The following is a 15,444-nucleotide window of genomic DNA, read 5'->3' on the forward strand; positions in this document are numbered from 1 at the left end:
TCTCTCCATGGGCGATATGCCCACCCATCGAGACACGGGAACCGGCTGGAAGTGCCCTGCCCGGCAGCGGAAAAGAAGGAACAAACGCGGAGCTTGCCTCTGGCCTCCTCCAGCCGCTTTCGCTATCATACGGCGGCGCAAGCAAGGGCCTATAGCTCAGTTGGTTAGAGCAGGGGACTCATAATCATTGGCTCCGATGGGTAGAAAGTTAATATATTCAACAGCTTACACGCTGTTAGCGTTGCCCGAGTAAGCGCTTGTGTAAGCCATCACAGTTTTACGGGCCTATAGCTCAGTTGGTTAGAGCACTCGACTCATAATCGATTGGTCGCAGGTTCAAGTCCTGCTGGGCCCACCACTACAAAGCCCCAAGCCATGCAGGTTTGGGGCTTTTTCTTTGCGTGATAGATAGGGTCTTGACCCTGCTTACATGGCCGGGACATCCGCTTACTTGGCCGCCTTGGCTTGTCGTCCGGCGATTCCGTTGAACTTGCGCCACTGGTACAGCTCGATCTGGGCGTTGTTCTCGTTCCATCCTTTCTCAGCAGCCACGGGGCGCAAGTTCTTGGGCATGCAGTTGCCGTTCTCGTCCAGCCACTCCCACACCTCCAAGCACTTGCCGGGGCCGGGACGCTTGACGCCGTTCTGCTCGATGCGCTCGGGCTGCGGCACTGCTTCCTTCTTGGGCTTGCCTGTGGTCACCACAGGCTCCTTCTCAATAATGATCCATTCGTTGGTGCCCAGCTCCACCTCTTGCACCTCGTAGCGCTTGGCGTAGTCCTTGCCATGCTCCTTGCGGGCTGCGGCTTGAGCGGCTTTCTTGCTGGTGTAGGTCTGGTCGGTCATGGTCGTTCTCCTGAGTGGTTGCATTCGGTAGGCGTATTGCAAGACAAGTCTCGGAGAAGGGGCAACGACTTATTCGGGCTTGCCGACAAGTTTATTTTTATCAGGTAGTGGAAGGTCGATAGACGACAACGCCCCGGACTCATGGGCAGCCCGAGGCGTTGAAGGCAGCGTCAGCCGGTTAGGAGAACTGGCCCGCTGCTGCGGAGGTTAGTTTATCGAGGGACTCACCGCTATGCCTCGGCTCCCCGGTGCAACCACATCATCACCAGTCATAGGAGTCAGTCGTACCCTTGCGGCAGTAATCGCACATCCGCAAGCCGCGCACGTCCGCGCTGAAAAAGTCGGTGCGGCACTTGAGGCACTTGCGCCAGCCGACATGGCGCACCACTCGCGGCGGGCTGACACTGTGGTCAAGGACAGGCTCACGGCGCTTACCGTCGTCCCGGCCCCACATCGCCGGTTCCGTTATCTCGTAGGTGATGCCAAGCGGTGCAGTGTGGCGCGGGTCGTCACGGTCAATGCGCACAGTGTCACCTCACCGCCGTTGTTCGTTTGACCCGCTGGCGCTGGTGCTCCAGGTACTCTCGCGCCCCGGCCCGGTAGCGCTCCGCCTGTTCGCGGTTCGCTGCATGGTGCTCCGCTTGCCGCTCTGCTGCTGTCTGCTCTTGTGACGGCTCCGATACCGGGTCGATGTGCTCGCGGGTGAGGAATACCAACTGCTCCTGACTGGCCACAGCCAGCGCTTCCCACTCATCCAGCCCCATGATCGGCGGGAATGCTGCACGGGGACGGGTCACGCTCCGTGCTTGCTCGACACGCTCCAAGCGCTTGAGCAGACCAGCAGGAACCCGGCGCATCAGTGAACCTGCTGACTATTGGCCACACCCAGCAGTCGCAGCGTCTCGGCAACCCTAGGGTAAAGCGCCGGGTCATCGCTGTAGCGCATGGCGTTAGCGCAAGCGTTGATACAGTCCTTGCGGAGCAGTTCACGCTCGTCTGCCGTCATATCCGCTGCGGCCATTTCAGGTGTGAGTCCTGTCAGCGCCAGTAGCTCGTCAGCATTCACCGGCACGACATCGACATGCTGCTGCATGTGGTCAGCATGCGCCTCTGCCTCTTGTACTGCCTGCCGGTACTGTTGAATCGGATACACAGCCTGCGCGGTGCCCATACGGACAATCACGGCAACATCGGTATCCATCGGCTCAAACGCCGCTACGTGATTGCGTTTCGTCTTGATAATGCTCATCGTCTGCCCTCCAGCGCTGCAAGACGCGCTTCTAAGTCGTCAACCTGTTTGATCCCCGCGAATGCGCCAATGGCGTCAATCAGGAGCTTGCCGGTGTCAGGGTCAATGTCACCCGTCGCAACGGCGCTCAATATCTGTTGCGCCTGCGCCGAAAGCGGCTTGTCAGCGTCAAGCTCAAACGTCACTTTCTCTGAGCGTGACCGCAACGGAGGCGACAGACGTTGAAGCACCATATTGGCGGCGGTCATGTCGCCTTCCAGCGCGGCATCAATGACCACACGGGCAATCCTGCTACCTTCCTTCTCGAACTCCTGCACGACCACCGTCTTCCGGTTCTTGGAACCCTTCGGGCGTCCGTTTGGATTGCCGCTCTGACCGGGTAGCCAGCCACGAGGTCCGCCGTTCGGGTTCTCCTCTTTATACTTCTGCAACCAATCGGGATCGGTCATTCTTGATTACCTCTACTTTGCAGATTGATTACAGAGCGTCCTTGAGAATGAACGCGGCTTCGGCTTGGGACTTCGCTTCCCGCAACGCCTTCACCTTGTGTGCGGGCGCTCCCACAGCTTTGGTCATAGCCGTAAACACCAAGCCGCTGCGCTCCTCGATCATTTGCCGCGCCCCCTTCATCGCCTTGAGCTTCTTGGCGACTGCTGGGCTGCTGGCTTCGTGATACAGGCGCGTCCTGACCTGCCGTTCTGTTTCGGATACGCCTGACAGGTAGCCCGGTGCCGCGAGCACTGCCGATAGGGTTGTGTGGTCACCCGCCTTCTGCGCCTCGTCCAAGAACTTGTGCCGGTCTTCCGTGGACAGGGTTTTCACATGCGCCCTGATCTCCGCTGCAATCGCCGAACTCCCGCTGTGCTGAATGGGTGAGGCAAGTTGCTGCTCCATCGCCTCAATGCCTTTGGTCAGGTTCGCCATTGCGCTGTCGAAGTGCTTGGTAATTCGGGTCAACTTCTTCTGCGCAAAGTCGTCGGTATGAATCATTGCCTGCGCTTCGTTCCATGTCGGATTTTTCAGGCTGGCATCCTTCGCTGACCACACGGCCTTAATGCCTTCGTAGGCCTCGCTGAATGCGGTAGCGACCTGACCGAGATACGGCGCGGTGTCATCGTCGTAACCGTCAATCTGTTTGATGTTGTCCGGGTGCAATGCCGGAGTGACCTTTGTTGAAACTTCTGTATCTGACATGGCATTACGCTCCTGATAAACGGCTGCTGAATTACTTGCTGCTTACAGCGTAGGGCAAAAACAAAAACATCTACAAATAAAACAATGGTTTACAGCCGTTAAACAGGTAATTCCGTGTTATTCGTTCTTGAACTTCGCCTGTAATAACCACAATAGGCAGGGCCGCTATAAGCTGCGCTGTGGGCCGTTACGCAGTGCCGCCAATACCCATGCACCGGCAGCACTGCGAGCGTGGCCCCTGCTGCCGCTGTAGCGGCCCACGTTGTCGGTTAGCTGGTGCTTGCTGTGCTGTATGGCGGCAACCACATGCTGTCAGCAAAGATTGCATCAGGGTCAAGCTCCGAGCATTCCAGCAACATCCTCAGCGAGTCGTACATAACCACACCATCGTCGCCCACCATCCGGCCTTGCGGGTCCATGAGCCAGCTACGCTCCCTCACTTCTAACCCTCTGGTTGAAATGTTTTCACAAGTCCAAGCTCCAACGGTTAGCATTGCCTCGATACCAATCCCACCATTGGAATGAGGGTCGCTAATCATCCAGCCTATTACCGGCAACGCTTCGAGCTGCAACGGGTCAGCCTCTACAAATCGAATCACATACCAGCCGGGTTGAGCTTGGACTATCTGACGAACTTCTTTCATTGTCGTTTCCTCGGTTATTGCCACATGAAGTGGCGGTTTTGAATTGAGTTATTGCGGTCAGTTGTGCAGTTCGCCCCTTACCCTAAACACTGCACAACTGGCACAACTGCACTAAGTTAAAAAAAACGGGCTTCCCCCCTGTGCAGTTTGTACAGTTGTGCAATGTTTTAAGGAGGGGGGCTATTGCACAACTGAAAGGCATCAGTTCCGCTGGTAATAAAGTCGGCCATGCTCACCCGGTGTGGCAAATACCGTATGAGTCACCGCCAATCCGTTATCAGCGTCGATCCAGTGCCGCCGGGACGGTTCATACCCGAGCCGATCATGTACAGCCTTTCGGTCAACCTTGCCGCCTTCGTCCAGAAGCTCCAGGACTGTGGTAATAATCGCGGATATGTTTTTCTGCTTGTTCGCGGTTCGGGTGCAACCTGAACCGTTGCTCTGGTCGTCCTCGCCCCGCGCTGCGTCAATCATCATGCGGGCGTGCTGGTAGTCCCATTCGATGGGCCAAGCGTCCACCTTGCATAGAACCGTGTCGTTACCTTCCGCCCGTGTGGCAAGGGTGTGAATCGGGATCGTGCTGTAGGTCGTCGCGAAGAACCCTGTCAGGGAATGCTTGACCGTGCAGACTACGAAGTGATTTTTTGCCCGTTTGTCATTCAAGTGAATGAATGCCTGTCGAGGTGAATTGACCCATGCGCCCGAGCCTGCCACGCTGTCTGAAAGGTCGTCGTGCTTGCCCTTGTTTGAATGTCCAATCACTGCAATGGTGACACCGTGCTTTTCGCAGAGGCTTTGCAGGTAAGCCATTAGACGCTTCACCCCTGCATCGCTGTTCGGGCTTTCACTCGCGCCCCATGTGGTAAGCGCCACCGCCGTATCTAGAACAACAAAGCGGAGTGGTCGCGGTAGTTCTTGGTCGTGGATAGCGTCGGCGTGCTGCTTGGCCTGAATGATCGCCGCATCAAGATGTTCATAGGTATTGAAGGTTGACGCGATTGGCTTGCCTGTCATGTCTGTCTTTGTCACTACCGCTTTGACTACCAGCAGCGTGGCGTCAATGCCTCCCGCTTTGGTATGCCGAACCCTGATCCAATCTGATAGCTCTTCGGTACTCACCCACAGGGTTGAGGCGTACTCACTCATCTGCGCGGCTAGTGTGGCAACAAACGATGACTTGGCAGTGCCGCCTCGACCGTAGAATCCAATCACCTGCTTCCGTGGCAACCAAGGGTCAATCAGGTATTCGAGTTTCGTTGTGGAATCACCGGACATGGCAACCTCCAAAATGATTGAGTCAGGGTCGGCGGGGCGCGGCATAACTGCACCTGAGGCGCGTTGGGCTCTAATCTTCTCCTTCTCAAGAGCAGCCTTTTCCATCTCAGCGGCGGCCTTGAGTCCTTCGGTTCTAGACTCGGTGTCACGAAGTTTTATAAGTTCCTGTTCCCGCTTCTCGGCAGCGTCCCGCATTTTCTGCAAGTGCTCGGGCATAGGTAGATCAGCCATGCTGCACCTCCCGCGACTGCGCCGCGCTGCCGCTGGCTGGGGCCGCTTTCACGGCAGGGGTGCCGCAAGGGTATTGGCCACCCTGTGCGCTGTCCTGTGCGCCGCTATACGCGGCCTGCAAATTATCCGAGCCGCCTGAAATGGCGTTCGCTATACTGGGGATACCCATTTGTAAGTTCCTCTTTCAGCCGGTGCGCCAACACCGGCTTTTTCTTGACTGGCTTATTAGCGCCTTACACGAAGCGTTGGCGGCAGCGTGCAGCGCTGGAATTAGCTGGGCTTTCCGAATACCGAACATGCTTTACACAGTTACCTGTTCGAACTCGACGCGCTGTGACTCAAGGAAGGCATCGAGGTCGGCCACCTTGTATGTGGCGCACTTGCCGTTCTTGTAGTACGGGGGGCCTTTCTTCTGACTGGCCCATACGGTGAGGGTGTTGTAGCTGTTGCCGAGGTATTCGGCTGCCTCGCGGCGGGTGAGGCGGTCGGTAGGCTTGAGAGCGCTGAAGTCGGTCATTGTGGTGATCTCCGATCATCCCACCGACTGCGCAAACGAAAATGGGCAGTGCGGTAGGCATCGGCACCTGTTTCCAGATACCTGATGCTTCCCACACTGCCCATGCAGTGATCTCAGTTCCCGTCGATTGCTACCCATGCAGCAGTCAACGAGCGCATCCCGAAGGATGTCCCGCCCCGTGCATTGCACACGTGACGGATTGCGAAGCGTTGTTAGGGGTAACTATAACAAACTACATTGCCCCATGTTTGATAATTTGCGCTACCTCCAAACGATTCAAATAAATTGCCCGCTCTTGCAAATCCATCGGCGTCATTTCAACTACTGTTTTGTCGTAGCTATAAGCGATAATATCAAAGAGGCAGCGCAGCGACATATTTGGCTCGTCATTCTGGAAGCCGGTATTACCTTCCCAATCGTTCATTACGACAGTCACAAACTCAAGTATTTCTTTAACGTCATCGACGGAGAGGATTTTAAGGGAGTGCATTTTGTTCGACATGGTGAGTCTCCTAACTGGTGCTCACCGCCGTAAACGAAAAAGCCGACGGTGAGCGTTAATTGATAAACGCTACGAACCGCCGGCTTGCCCATGCAAACTATTCAGACCCGCTTTGCTATATCAGCCCATGCTGTAGCTGGGCGGGCTGGCTACTGGTATTCAGCAATCTATATCAAGCCAAGTCCGCCGTCAACAAAGTGAACATGGCGTCAGTTTTCTTCACAGGCGTTAAGTAGTTCAGTCCAGCTTGAGGTCGTCACCGAACTCATTTATCACTGAGTCCCATTTGTCGATCTCACCCTGCATCTCATGCGCCAACGATTGCTTTGTTATCCAGTCGGCTATGGTTTGAGCTTCGGGCAGCATATACCGCAAGTCCTTTTTCCTTGTGTAATGCTTCATCGTGACATCGTGGTCGTCCTTGTGATTTGCCAGCAGCTTGACCCGCCACCGCTGTATATTGCATTCATCACCAATAGCAATAAAGGTGCGTCGCAAGTCATGATGATGCAGATGCAAGCCTGCCACCTCGCTGACCATGCGCATGGTGCCGCGTGCGTCCTGCATGTGGCCAACCTTCGCCCCAGCCCGCGACGGGAACACATACTCTTGATTCCCCCGGCGTGCTGCATACCGGACGGACAGCAGCGAGTGAAGCTGTTGGCTCATGGGCACAGTCACCACGTTGTGATTCTTCGTCTCCGCGAAGGTGAAGCTGGGCACCTCGTCATCAAGATTCACATGCTCCCAGCGCAGCTTTGACCCTTCCCCTATGCGGGCACCAGTCAGGATCAGGAACATGACAAGGTGAGCAGCGCAAGCATCAGAAGGAGTGAAGCGTTCGGTGTCGGTGCGCGTGGTCAGCAGTTGCCACACCTCGCCCATCTTATCCAGCGGCACAATTTCCTCTCGGGCCTCCTCCTTGCTCCAGGTAATCCCTTTGCTATTGAACGCCTGTGTCACAGGATTGATCGGTAGTATCGGATAAGACCCATCCGGTGCCATGTTCGTCTCGCGTGCCCAATTGAGAAGCGCTCTCAAATTTCTGAATACCTGATTAGCCTGAACTGGGCCTGCCTCCGATAGTTTTCTGAAACGCTTGATGCAGGCGTCACGGGTTATATCGGCCACAGGCTTTTCAGCCCAGTCCGCAAGGTACTTGGCGACACACTTCTTAATATCAGCTTTGCTGCTGGGACGAAGTCGGCCATTTTTGGTGCGTTTATTTTCAATGTAGTCCTCCATGACATCACGGAGGGTGATTGACTGAACTCGTCGCTTGCGTTTCTCCGCTTGCGGGTCTTTCCCGTCGTGCATCTCGCTCAGGCGATCCAGTGCCCGCTTTCGTGCCTCGGCGTAGTCCAGCAGGTGGCATGGGCCGATGGTATAGCGCCGCTCCTTGCCGGTGCCCTTGATGCGCCCCTGGACGACATAGGACTTGGCCCCGGTCGCTGTGACCCGCACACCGAATCCCGACAGGCTGCTGCACCAATGGAGCTTCTGCCCCTTGGCTGGAATGGGTAGCGCGTCAACGGCGCTCTTCGACAGTTTAGGCATGACGCACCCCCGAAACGCTCATGTAAGCGCTAGTGTAAGCAGTTTCACTATAGCGGGGCAATGACCCATTTAGGATAAATTCAGCGTAATGCGCTGTTTTATATAGTATTGTATAGGCGTGTTTAGTAGTGCTTAGGGGAGTAAATAGCCTGTGCAGGTAACTCATAATCCCTTGGTCGCTGGTTCGAGTCCAGCTGGGCCCACCATGTTTTTCCTGTCTTCCTCTTTCCGCTGCTCCGAGCAAACTCACGGCTCCTGGCCGGTCAGCACCCGCAATGCGGCCTCGCTGGAGATCGCCTGGCCGGGTTCTTCTCCCCACAGCATGCCGATGGGCACGGCGTAGCAGTCAGGCACCTTCAGTTTCAGGCAGTGGCGTCCGGTATAGATCAGCATGCCCCCCCGAAAGTGCTTGCCGGCTTGGTCGGCGAGCCGGGCGAGGCCGGCGGCGTCCTTGGCCTGGACGCTTGCGGCACGCTTGACCTCCACGCCCCAGAGTTCCTGGCCGCGCTCGATGATCAGGTCGACCTCTACTTGATCCTTGTCCCTGTAGTGGGAGAAGCGCAGTTCGGGGTCGACCCAGGTGGCCTGGGCCATCAGTTGTTCCACCACGTGACTCTCCAGCAGGGCGCCGAAGCGCTCGGCCTGGGTCAGCCACTGGTCTGGCGCCAATCGGGTCAGGGCGGCGGCCAGGCCAGTGTCGATGAGGTGCAACTTGGGGCTCTTGATCAGCCGCTTAGCATGGTTCCGGTGCCAGGCGGGCAGCTGCCGTACCAGGAATAGCCGCTCCAGGATACCCAGGTACTTGGCGACCGTGCCGCGCTCCATTCCCAATTCCTTGCCAAGCGTACTGACGTTGAGCAGGCTGGCGGTCCGATAGGCCAGCAGCTCCACCAGGCGCAACATCCCGTCCTCGTCCTGGATGGCGGCGATGTCCCTCACGTCACGTTGGACGATGGCGTTGAGGTACTGGCGGTACCACTGCCGTGCCCGGTGGGGAGGGCGACGGTTCGGCTCGGGGTAGCCGCCCTGGCAGATGATCTCCGCTGCAGGGGGAAGCGGCGTGGTATCGGCCACCATCCTGGGGGAGAGATTCCCCTCCAGGAGGCTGGCCAGTAGGGAGAACTGGCTGATACGTTTTTCTTGTTCGGACAGAGGGTGTAGGTAGATCACCTCCATGCGACCGGCCAGGGAGTCCTGAGCCTTGGGCAGCAGCAGAAGGTTGGCGGAACCGGTGAGCAGGAAGCGGCCTGGCGAGCGGTCCCGGTCGACCACGGATTTGATAGCCAGCAGCAGCTCCGGGGCCCGCTGGACCTCGTCCAAGGTAACACGCTCCGGCAAGCCTTCGATGAAACCGAGCGGGTCCTGCTGGGCCGCCTCCAGCAGGGTGGGGTCATCCAGGGTGAAATAGGCCCGCTCGGGCTCTATGCGCTTGGCGAGGGTTGTCTTGCCGACTTGCCGGGGACCCAGCAGGCAGACCACCGGGGTATCGGCGAGCGATTCCACGACACGGTCACGAATCAGCCGAGGTAGGTAAGACGTGGCCATGTCCAATCTCCAGCATCGTTCAGTTGCTGGTTATTGTAGCGTCCAATTGCGGGTTGTGTCAGCGTCCAATTGCGGGTTTTGTCAGCGTCCAATTGCAGGTTATGTCGCCGTCCAATTGCAGGTTATTCCGTCGTCCAATTGCGGGTTAAGTCAGCGTCCAATTGCGGGTTGTCGGCTCGCCCAAGCTGCTACGCTACCATCCTCACAGCTCGCCACCCGGATGCGATCAGCTGTCGCCATTTCGATACTCAAGTGCCTGAAATTGCCAAAGAGTGTGGATCATTATCCGGTACATGAACCGTCTCCCTTCTGGTGATGTATAAGGTCTACAGCGAATCGGCAACCGGAGGATTCTCCATGGCACGCGAGTTCGATGCCGTGCTGCGTGGTTTCGACGACTTGCGCCCCGGCCAAGGCGTCGAGGTGGATACCGAAGACCGGGTGGTCGCCCGGTTGCCGAAGAAATCAAACTGGATGATTGATCACGATTAACCCTGTTGGGAGGGAAATGATATGCGAATGCTATCTATCGGGCTGTTGACCGGCGTGCTGGCTCTGGGACTCACTGGCTGCGGCACCACCACTGGCGAGCGAGCGCTGAGTGGCGCCGGCCTGGGGGCGGCCGCCGGCGCCGGCACCGCGGCCATGACCGGCGGCAACATGACCAAGGGGGCGGTGATCGGTGGCGGCCTAGGCGCTGCCGTCGGGGCGGCCACCAACCGCGATGACATCGACCTGGGACGCCGGCGTCGCTGATCCCTTGGAACAGGGGGCGGGGCAGGAGTGGTGAGAGGGTCAAACCAACTGGATCGGGCCGGGGTAGCGTGCCACTGTTGAGTCTGCCGTGAGCAGCAGGATGCCTTCGCTTTCCGCCTGGGCGATCAGCATGCGGTCGAAAGGGTCGCGGTGGATGGGGGGCAGGTGGTGCACGGCCAGAGCATGGCCGCTGGTAATGGGTAGTTCGATATAGCCGTTATCCGCTAGACCCCGGCGTAGCAAATAGGGGTCGACCCTGAAGTCCTCTCGGCCGAGGCCGGCCTTGATGGTGACTTCCCATATGCTTGCCGAACTGAACCAGAGTTCGTTGGATTCGTCGAGAAGCCGCGCACGTGCCGCTTCGGAGAGCTGTTCGGGTTGTGAGGCCGCCCACAGCAGCAGGTGGGTATCCAGCAGCAGGATCACGTGGTGGGCTCGCCTTCGAACTCGTCGGCGACGGTGTCGCCTCCCATGGTGTCGAAGTCCTCGGGGATCTCGAAAGCGCCTTTCAGGAAGCCCAGGCGCTGACTCTGACCGCTTGCCGGGGCATCCATGGGCGTCAGCTTGGCGATGGGATGGCCTGCCTTGGCGATCACCACGGTTTCTCCCTGGGCGGCGCGAGCCAGCAGACGTGAGAGATGGGTCTTGGCTTCGTGGATATTCACGATATCCATGTTTGGCTCCTGAGGCTCATAAACTAAACTAAGTTGGTCTAGTTTAGTTTGTCTGTCCAGAATCCGCCAACTTCCGTTCTGCCCCTTCCGCATGGTTGGTCGACATGTTGTGCGACGAGCAGACCAGTTAGCCGAGGCGCTTGGCCACGGCGAAGATCAGTCCTGAGGCCTTCTCGAGGCCAGGAAAGTCGCATAGACCGGTGTCTACGAATACAGGGTAAGATCAGCTCTCTCCTAACGCCACTCCAGATCCACCGCGATCGGGTCGTGGTCCGAGGAGCGGAAGGGATCGGGGCTGAAGTGGGGCGTTGCGTTGTCCGGTCCGTCGTAGCCGAGGAAAGGAGGCTCGTCGGCATTGATGGGCCACGGCCGCACCTCTGTCACTGCCGCGGCCAGTTCGGGGCTGGCCAGGGCATGATCCAGGTAGCCCGACTCACCGCGGAACACATAGCTATAGCGGCGCTCCGGCGGCAGCTTTCGTGCGATCAGATTGACCAGTCCTGCGTGGGTCAGGGTGCGGATCGGGTCCTCGGCGCCGTAGGCGTTGAGGTCGCCGATCAGCAGCAGGCGCTCGTGTCCCTCGGCGGCAGCGAGGCGGCCCAGGAAGCCGTTCATGGCCTGTGCCTGTTCCACCCGGCGCTGGTTCCAGCAGCCCTGGCCGCGGTCGGTATCGCCCCGGGGCGGGCAGCCGGTCTTGGACTTGAAGTGGGCGGTGACGACGCCGAAGACGGGGCCGCCGTCCAGGCTGCGGAAGAAGGCCGCCAGCGGTGGGCGGTGATGGGTGGGGTCGTCGTCGGCATAGAGCTCGCTCACGGCTTCTACCCGGTCCGGCCGGTAGATCAGGGCGAGCTTGATGGCATCGCTGCCGCGGCTGGCATTCCCACCGACCGCACGATAGCGGACTCCGGTCCGCTCGCTCAGCTGTTCGACCAGGTCGGCCAGGGCGCGTGGGTCGTTCTCGACCTCCACCAGGGCCAGGATGTCGGCCTGCAGGCCCTCAACCGCTGCGGCGAGCTTGGCTCGCTGGCGTTCCAGCTCTTCGGCGTTGGCGGCGCCGCGCTGGCCGAGGGTGGTGAAGTAGTTCTCCACGTTGAAGGTCGCCACCCTGAGCCGCTCTCCGGGCTCGGGCAGCGGCCCCGGGCGCGGGTTGGCGTCCTCGAAGTATGGCTCCAGGGTCGGGTGCAGGCGGTAGGCGTCGAAGGCGTGGGTAAGTATCCCGGTCAGCCCCTCGACGCTGCTGCCGACGCGGCGGGTGCCGTCCGCATCCAGATAGGGAATGGGGGTCGGAAAGGCGCGGTAGCTGCCGTCGTCCAGCACGAGGATATCCCGCTGCTGGGTCTCGCCGGGGGTATTGGTGGGGCGGAACAGGCGTTCGGCGGCAAGCGCGAGGGAGCCGTAGCGGGCGAGCTCGTAGTTGCCGGTGACGGTCAGGGCCTGAGGAAATGCCAGCAGCAGACCCTCCAGCGTTGCCAGCTCTGATTCGTCGAGCGGCCACTCCACCGCCTTCGGCTCCGGCAGCTGGTCGCTGGCGCAGGTCTCGATCCGCTCGACCCGCTGCAGCTGGATCTGGCCGCGGTACTCGCCGGTCCGGGCGTGGAGCTGCAGGTGTGTGCCGGGAGCGATAAGCGCCGCGTCGCTTGGCGTTGCGCTGGGCATATAGACGAACAGGCCGACAGGGCCCTGCTCGGTCGCCTGTTGCAGATAGAAACCATTGAGTCGCTCGCGGCCGAGAAACTCCCCGGTCACCACGCCGTCGGTGATCACCTCGTGGCCGGAAGGCAGGGCCGGACGTTCGCCATGGCCCTTGATGGCGGCCAGGTCGGTGCTGGACGGCTCGGGGCAGCTGGCTGCGGCCGGTGCGGCCCCCAGCAGCAGGGCGAGCAGCAGGGGTAGTGGCCCTATGCATCGGGCCACGGCATGGCGGCGGCGCTTGTCGGTGGCAGGGGGCTGGTCAGTGTCGGTCATGGTGCTCTCCATGGCGAAGGCGGACAGATGGCGCGCGACTCGGGCTAGTCCAACGGCCGGAAACTCTCACGATCCCGCTAGGACGCCAGGCCCGCCAGCATCACCACCACACCATAGGCCGTTACCCCGGCTGCGACCGGCCAGCCCAGTGTACGCTTGTGCCACCAGACAGCCAGGGTTGCCAAGACGCCGATGAGGGTGGCCAGCCAGGAGAGGGCGCCAGGCGCTACCGGCATCAGCGAGACCCCGAAGACGGCGGCAATCATCAACGGGCCTAGCAGGCTCAGCCACTGGGGCATCGCCTCCAGGCTGTCGTCGTTGGCTTGCCGTTCCAGGCGACGCTGCATCCACACCAGAGGCAGTAATCGCATCAGCAGGGTACCCAGTGCCGAAGCGAGGACGGCGACCCAGAGGGCGCTACTCATGGCGTTCTCCTTTCCCTGCGGTAACGAACGTCACGCTATAAAAGCACAGCGCGCCGCAGACGGCGGCAAGCGGAATCGCCACGTTGGTGAGCCCGCTCATCGTCAGCAGCAGGGCGATGCCGATGGTGATGGCCAGGGCCAGGCTCCAGCGCCGCGAGGTGAAGCGGGGCGCTATCAGTACCAGGAAGAGGGCGGGCAGGGCGAAGGGCAGGATCTCGCCCATCAGGGCCCAGCGGGCGACCAGTTCGCCACCGGCCACCGCGCCCAGCGCCGTGCCACCGATCCAGCTCAACCAGGCCAGCAGAGCGGCGCCGGTGAACCAGCCGAGGCGCTGAGAGGCCGGTAGCTGGGGCAGGCGTGCGTGGGCCACGGCGAAGACCTGGTCGGTAAGGCCGTGCATCAGCCAGGGCCACCATCGGCTGGACGTCAGCCAGGGGGCCAGGTTGGGGGCGTAGACCACGTGGCGCACGTTGATCAGCAGGGTCATGGCCACCACCAGCCACAGCGGCGCCCCGGCGGCGACCATGCCGACGAACAGGAACTGGGAGGCACCGGCATAGATCAGCGTCGAGATGAGCACGGCTTCCCAGGCACTGAAGCCAGCCTGGGTGGCAATCAGCCCGAAGGAGATGGCCACCGGCACATAGCCACCAAGCAGCGGAATGGCCTCGCGCATGCCCGTCAACCAGGCGCGGGACGGCGAGGACGTGGCTTGCAGGCTCATGAGGTGGTCTCCTCGTGATAGACGACGCTGAGCAGCAGCGTGGCCCAGGTGTCCCCGGTGCGATAGAGGTGCGGGCAATCGGCGGCGAAGGTGAGGGTGTCGCCGGCCGAGAGGTGCTTGGTGGCGCCTTCCGGCCCGGCCTCCAGTGTGCCGCTGATAAGCGTGAGGGATTCCCGGGCACCCGGGGTATGGGGCTCGGCTCGGCGCGTGGTGTGGGGCGCGCAGCGCATCCAGTAGGCATCCACCTGGGGGTGATCCTTGCCCTGGTCGAGCAGGCGCACCTCCACGCCATCCTCGCCAAGCGGCACGGCAATGGGGGCCACAAGAGTGCCGAAGGGTACCTTCAACTGCACCGCCAGGCGCCAGATGGTGTCCAGGGTGGGGTTGCCATTGCCCTGCTCGAGGCGTGACAGGTTCGACTTGGCGATGCCGGCGGCGGCGGCCAGCTGCGAGAGCGACCAGCCTTGCGCCAGGCGCAGGGTCTGCAGGTGCTGGCCCAGCGTACCGAGTGAGAGCTTGTCCATGATGGTGGGTTCCGAACCGTTCCTTTTAACGAACGTTCTATAAAAGGAACGGCTCTGTCAAGCCCTAACCGCTCAGCCCCCACACCATACGTCATGCTGGCGGGGCCCTTAAACGAAGGCCGAGTCATCAGTCTGGACCGTCACGCCACCTTCCTCCCCCGGCACCATGACCATGAACTCACCGTTGCCGAGGTAGGTCACGTCGTGGCCATCGTGAGTGCGGAAGGTTGGAGTACCGCGCGTGGCGCCCGTATGCTGCATTTCGCTGAGTTCACGTGTGCTGACGAACATGTCGATCATGTACTCACGGCCCTGGTCGTCGAAGGCCATCACGGTCTTTTCATGGTGGGTCAATGTGTTGCCCTCCCGATGATGTCTTCCCGCTGATGTATAGCAACATACATAGCAACGCTGCGGCGGCCTGGCGAGTCGCCGCCCGCCATGCCTCTTGGGTGGGTCCCTTCCGCCGGGGTGTCGCCCCGACTGCCCTCGAGTCATCGCCTGTCGGAGCGGTCGCCCGGGCGTCGATTCGTATTCCTTTCGGATTGCCGTCTATCAGTTTTCTTCCCGCGCATGCCGCTCCAGGCGTTTTTCGCCTTGGCTCGGTTCGCAGGCTTTCTCAACCAGTTGATAACGGCGAACAAGATCCATTTTCTCATACAGACCTCCCTGCCTGAGTGAGACTGAGATTGTTGGCTAGAGCGTCAAAGATCTTGATCACGCTCAGGGTTGGGTCGCTGTGAGGTTTGATATGGCCTGATGTCTTGTGAAGTGGTCCAATTGGAGCGGACACCCCGATAAGCCTCATAATGGAGG

21 protein-coding genes and 1 tRNA gene are annotated in these 15,444 nt (G+C 60.0%); 3 read left to right on the forward strand and 19 right to left on the reverse strand.

The window, feature by feature from the left end; genetic code table 11:
• Nucleotides 1-281: 281 nt before the first annotated feature.
• Nucleotides 282-358 (forward strand) — tRNA-Ile (locus KZO25_RS06760).
• A gap of 89 nt (nt 359-447) precedes the next feature.
• Here KZO25_RS06760 and KZO25_RS06765 read toward each other — a convergent pair.
• The 12 genes from KZO25_RS06765 to KZO25_RS06820 form a co-directional block, all read right to left on the reverse strand.
• Nucleotides 448-846, reverse strand: a complete 399-nt coding sequence (locus KZO25_RS06765; RefSeq protein WP_223136363.1) for a hypothetical protein — start codon at nt 844-846, stop codon at nt 448-450.
• 262 nt (nt 847-1,108) lie between these two features.
• Nucleotides 1,109-1,372 carry a hypothetical protein gene (locus KZO25_RS06770; RefSeq protein WP_223136364.1) on the reverse strand — a complete coding sequence of 88 codons (264 nt, stop codon included), beginning with the start codon at nt 1,370-1,372 and terminating at the stop codon, nt 1,109-1,111.
• A gap of 4 nt (nt 1,373-1,376) precedes the next feature.
• A complete protein-coding gene (locus tag KZO25_RS06775; protein WP_223136365.1) occupies nt 1,377-1,703 on the reverse strand; it encodes a hypothetical protein in 327 nt (108 codons plus the stop codon).
• Nucleotides 1,703-2,095, reverse strand: coding sequence for a hypothetical protein (locus tag KZO25_RS06780; RefSeq protein WP_223136366.1), 393 nt, complete (start codon nt 2,093-2,095; stop codon nt 1,703-1,705). The genes KZO25_RS06775 and KZO25_RS06780 overlap by 1 nt, the downstream gene beginning before the upstream one ends.
• Entirely contained in the window at nt 2,092-2,544 is a 453-nt protein-coding gene (locus KZO25_RS06785; protein ID WP_223136367.1) for a DUF5681 domain-containing protein, read from the reverse strand. The genes KZO25_RS06780 and KZO25_RS06785 overlap by 4 nt, the downstream gene beginning before the upstream one ends.
• Nucleotides 2,545-2,572: 28 nt before the next feature.
• Complete coding sequence (locus KZO25_RS06790) at nt 2,573-3,289, reverse strand: hypothetical protein (protein ID WP_223136368.1); 717 nt, start codon at nt 3,287-3,289, stop codon at nt 2,573-2,575.
• A 269-nt stretch (nt 3,290-3,558) separates the two neighbouring features.
• Nucleotides 3,559-3,933 (reverse strand): hypothetical protein, encoded by a 375-nt coding sequence (locus KZO25_RS06795; protein ID WP_223136369.1) that lies wholly within the window; start codon nt 3,931-3,933, stop codon nt 3,559-3,561.
• Between the two features lie 201 nt (nt 3,934-4,134).
• Nucleotides 4,135-5,439, reverse strand: coding sequence for an AAA family ATPase (locus KZO25_RS06800; protein ID WP_223136370.1), 1,305 nt, complete (start codon nt 5,437-5,439; stop codon nt 4,135-4,137).
• Between the two features lie 301 nt (nt 5,440-5,740).
• Entirely contained in the window at nt 5,741-5,956 is a 216-nt protein-coding gene (locus KZO25_RS06805) for a helix-turn-helix domain-containing protein (RefSeq protein ID WP_223136371.1), read from the reverse strand.
• A gap of 232 nt (nt 5,957-6,188) precedes the next feature.
• Nucleotides 6,189-6,458 (reverse strand): hypothetical protein, encoded by a 270-nt coding sequence (locus tag KZO25_RS06810; protein ID WP_223136372.1) that lies wholly within the window; start codon nt 6,456-6,458, stop codon nt 6,189-6,191.
• Between the two features lie 237 nt (nt 6,459-6,695).
• Nucleotides 6,696-8,015 (reverse strand): tyrosine-type recombinase/integrase, encoded by a 1,320-nt coding sequence (locus KZO25_RS06815; RefSeq protein WP_223136373.1) that lies wholly within the window; start codon nt 8,013-8,015, stop codon nt 6,696-6,698.
• Between the two features lie 246 nt (nt 8,016-8,261).
• Nucleotides 8,262-9,560, reverse strand: coding sequence for an ATP-binding protein (locus tag KZO25_RS06820; protein ID WP_223136374.1), 1,299 nt, complete (start codon nt 9,558-9,560; stop codon nt 8,262-8,264).
• A 357-nt stretch (nt 9,561-9,917) separates the two neighbouring features.
• Here KZO25_RS06820 and KZO25_RS19950 point away from each other — a divergent pair, with 357 nt between their 5' ends.
• Both KZO25_RS19950 and KZO25_RS06825 read left to right on the forward strand, forming a co-directional pair.
• Nucleotides 9,918-10,052 carry a hypothetical protein gene (locus KZO25_RS19950; RefSeq protein ID WP_262488871.1) on the forward strand — a complete coding sequence of 45 codons (135 nt, stop codon included), beginning with the start codon at nt 9,918-9,920 and terminating at the stop codon, nt 10,050-10,052.
• Nucleotides 10,053-10,079: 27 nt separating this feature from the next.
• On the forward strand, nt 10,080-10,316 hold the full coding sequence (locus tag KZO25_RS06825) for a hypothetical protein (RefSeq protein WP_410505377.1): 237 nt from the start codon (nt 10,080-10,082) through the stop codon (nt 10,314-10,316).
• A 39-nt stretch (nt 10,317-10,355) separates the two neighbouring features.
• Here KZO25_RS06825 and KZO25_RS06830 read toward each other — a convergent pair whose 3' ends face one another.
• From KZO25_RS06830 to KZO25_RS06860, 7 genes are all read right to left on the reverse strand, one after another.
• The gene (locus tag KZO25_RS06830; protein ID WP_223136375.1) at nt 10,356-10,742 is read right to left on the reverse strand and encodes a type II toxin-antitoxin system VapC family toxin; all 387 of its coding nucleotides are present in this window, start codon (nt 10,740-10,742) and stop codon (nt 10,356-10,358) included.
• Nucleotides 10,739-10,990 carry a type II toxin-antitoxin system Phd/YefM family antitoxin gene (locus KZO25_RS06835; protein WP_223136376.1) on the reverse strand — a complete coding sequence of 84 codons (252 nt, stop codon included), beginning with the start codon at nt 10,988-10,990 and terminating at the stop codon, nt 10,739-10,741. Before KZO25_RS06835 ends, KZO25_RS06830 begins: the two co-directional genes overlap by 4 nt.
• 234 nt (nt 10,991-11,224) lie before the next feature.
• The gene (locus tag KZO25_RS06840; RefSeq protein WP_223136377.1) at nt 11,225-12,955 is read right to left on the reverse strand and encodes an ExeM/NucH family extracellular endonuclease; all 1,731 of its coding nucleotides are present in this window, start codon (nt 12,953-12,955) and stop codon (nt 11,225-11,227) included.
• A gap of 77 nt (nt 12,956-13,032) precedes the next feature.
• Nucleotides 13,033-13,380, reverse strand: a complete 348-nt coding sequence (locus KZO25_RS06845; RefSeq protein ID WP_223136378.1) for an AzlD domain-containing protein — start codon at nt 13,378-13,380, stop codon at nt 13,033-13,035.
• Entirely contained in the window at nt 13,373-14,104 is a 732-nt protein-coding gene (locus KZO25_RS06850) for an AzlC family ABC transporter permease (protein WP_223136379.1), read from the reverse strand. Before KZO25_RS06850 ends, KZO25_RS06845 begins: the two co-directional genes overlap by 8 nt.
• The gene (locus KZO25_RS06855; RefSeq protein ID WP_223136380.1) at nt 14,101-14,628 is read right to left on the reverse strand and encodes a helix-turn-helix domain-containing protein; all 528 of its coding nucleotides are present in this window, start codon (nt 14,626-14,628) and stop codon (nt 14,101-14,103) included. Before KZO25_RS06855 ends, KZO25_RS06850 begins: the two co-directional genes overlap by 4 nt.
• A 108-nt stretch (nt 14,629-14,736) precedes the next feature.
• On the reverse strand, nt 14,737-14,982 hold the full coding sequence (locus tag KZO25_RS06860) for a hypothetical protein (RefSeq protein ID WP_223136381.1): 246 nt from the start codon (nt 14,980-14,982) through the stop codon (nt 14,737-14,739).
• Between the last annotated feature and the right edge of the window lie 462 nt (nt 14,983-15,444).

This window comes from Halomonas sp. ANAO-440 (genome assembly GCF_019915905.1).
Taxonomy (GTDB): domain Bacteria; phylum Pseudomonadota; class Gammaproteobacteria; order Pseudomonadales; family Halomonadaceae; genus Halomonas; species Halomonas chromatireducens.

Bases quoted from the DNA above. Each gene is read 5' to 3' on its own strand.
- KZO25_RS06765 (WP_223136363.1), bottom strand. From the start codon at position 846: ATGACCGACCAGACCTACACCAGCAAGAAAGCCGCTCAAGCCGCAGCC.
- KZO25_RS06775 (WP_223136365.1), bottom strand. From the start codon at position 1,703: ATGCGCCGGGTTCCTGCTGGTCTGCTCAAGCGCTTGGAGCGTGTCGAG.
- KZO25_RS06780 (WP_223136366.1), bottom strand. From the start codon at position 2,095: ATGAGCATTATCAAGACGAAACGCAATCACGTAGCGGCGTTTGAGCCG.
- KZO25_RS06785 (WP_223136367.1), bottom strand. From the start codon at position 2,544: ATGACCGATCCCGATTGGTTGCAGAAGTATAAAGAGGAGAACCCGAAC.
- KZO25_RS06790 (WP_223136368.1), bottom strand. From the start codon at position 3,289: ATGTCAGATACAGAAGTTTCAACAAAGGTCACTCCGGCATTGCACCCG.
- KZO25_RS06795 (WP_223136369.1), bottom strand. From the start codon at position 3,933: ATGAAAGAAGTTCGTCAGATAGTCCAAGCTCAACCCGGCTGGTATGTG.
- KZO25_RS06800 (WP_223136370.1), bottom strand. From the start codon at position 5,439: ATGGCTGATCTACCTATGCCCGAGCACTTGCAGAAAATGCGGGACGCT.
- KZO25_RS06805 (WP_223136371.1), bottom strand. From the start codon at position 5,956: ATGACCGACTTCAGCGCTCTCAAGCCTACCGACCGCCTCACCCGCCGC.
- KZO25_RS06810 (WP_223136372.1), bottom strand. From the start codon at position 6,458: ATGTCGAACAAAATGCACTCCCTTAAAATCCTCTCCGTCGATGACGTT.
- KZO25_RS06815 (WP_223136373.1), bottom strand. From the start codon at position 8,015: ATGCCTAAACTGTCGAAGAGCGCCGTTGACGCGCTACCCATTCCAGCC.
- KZO25_RS06820 (WP_223136374.1), bottom strand. From the start codon at position 9,560: ATGGCCACGTCTTACCTACCTCGGCTGATTCGTGACCGTGTCGTGGAA.
- KZO25_RS19950 (WP_262488871.1), top strand. From the start codon at position 9,918: ATGGCACGCGAGTTCGATGCCGTGCTGCGTGGTTTCGACGACTTGCGC.
- KZO25_RS06825 (WP_410505377.1), top strand. From the start codon at position 10,080: ATGCTATCTATCGGGCTGTTGACCGGCGTGCTGGCTCTGGGACTCACT.
- KZO25_RS06835 (WP_223136376.1), bottom strand. From the start codon at position 10,990: ATGGATATCGTGAATATCCACGAAGCCAAGACCCATCTCTCACGTCTG.
- KZO25_RS06840 (WP_223136377.1), bottom strand. From the start codon at position 12,955: ATGACCGACACTGACCAGCCCCCTGCCACCGACAAGCGCCGCCGCCAT.
- KZO25_RS06845 (WP_223136378.1), bottom strand. From the start codon at position 13,380: ATGAGTAGCGCCCTCTGGGTCGCCGTCCTCGCTTCGGCACTGGGTACC.
- KZO25_RS06850 (WP_223136379.1), bottom strand. From the start codon at position 14,104: ATGAGCCTGCAAGCCACGTCCTCGCCGTCCCGCGCCTGGTTGACGGGC.
- KZO25_RS06855 (WP_223136380.1), bottom strand. From the start codon at position 14,628: ATGGACAAGCTCTCACTCGGTACGCTGGGCCAGCACCTGCAGACCCTG.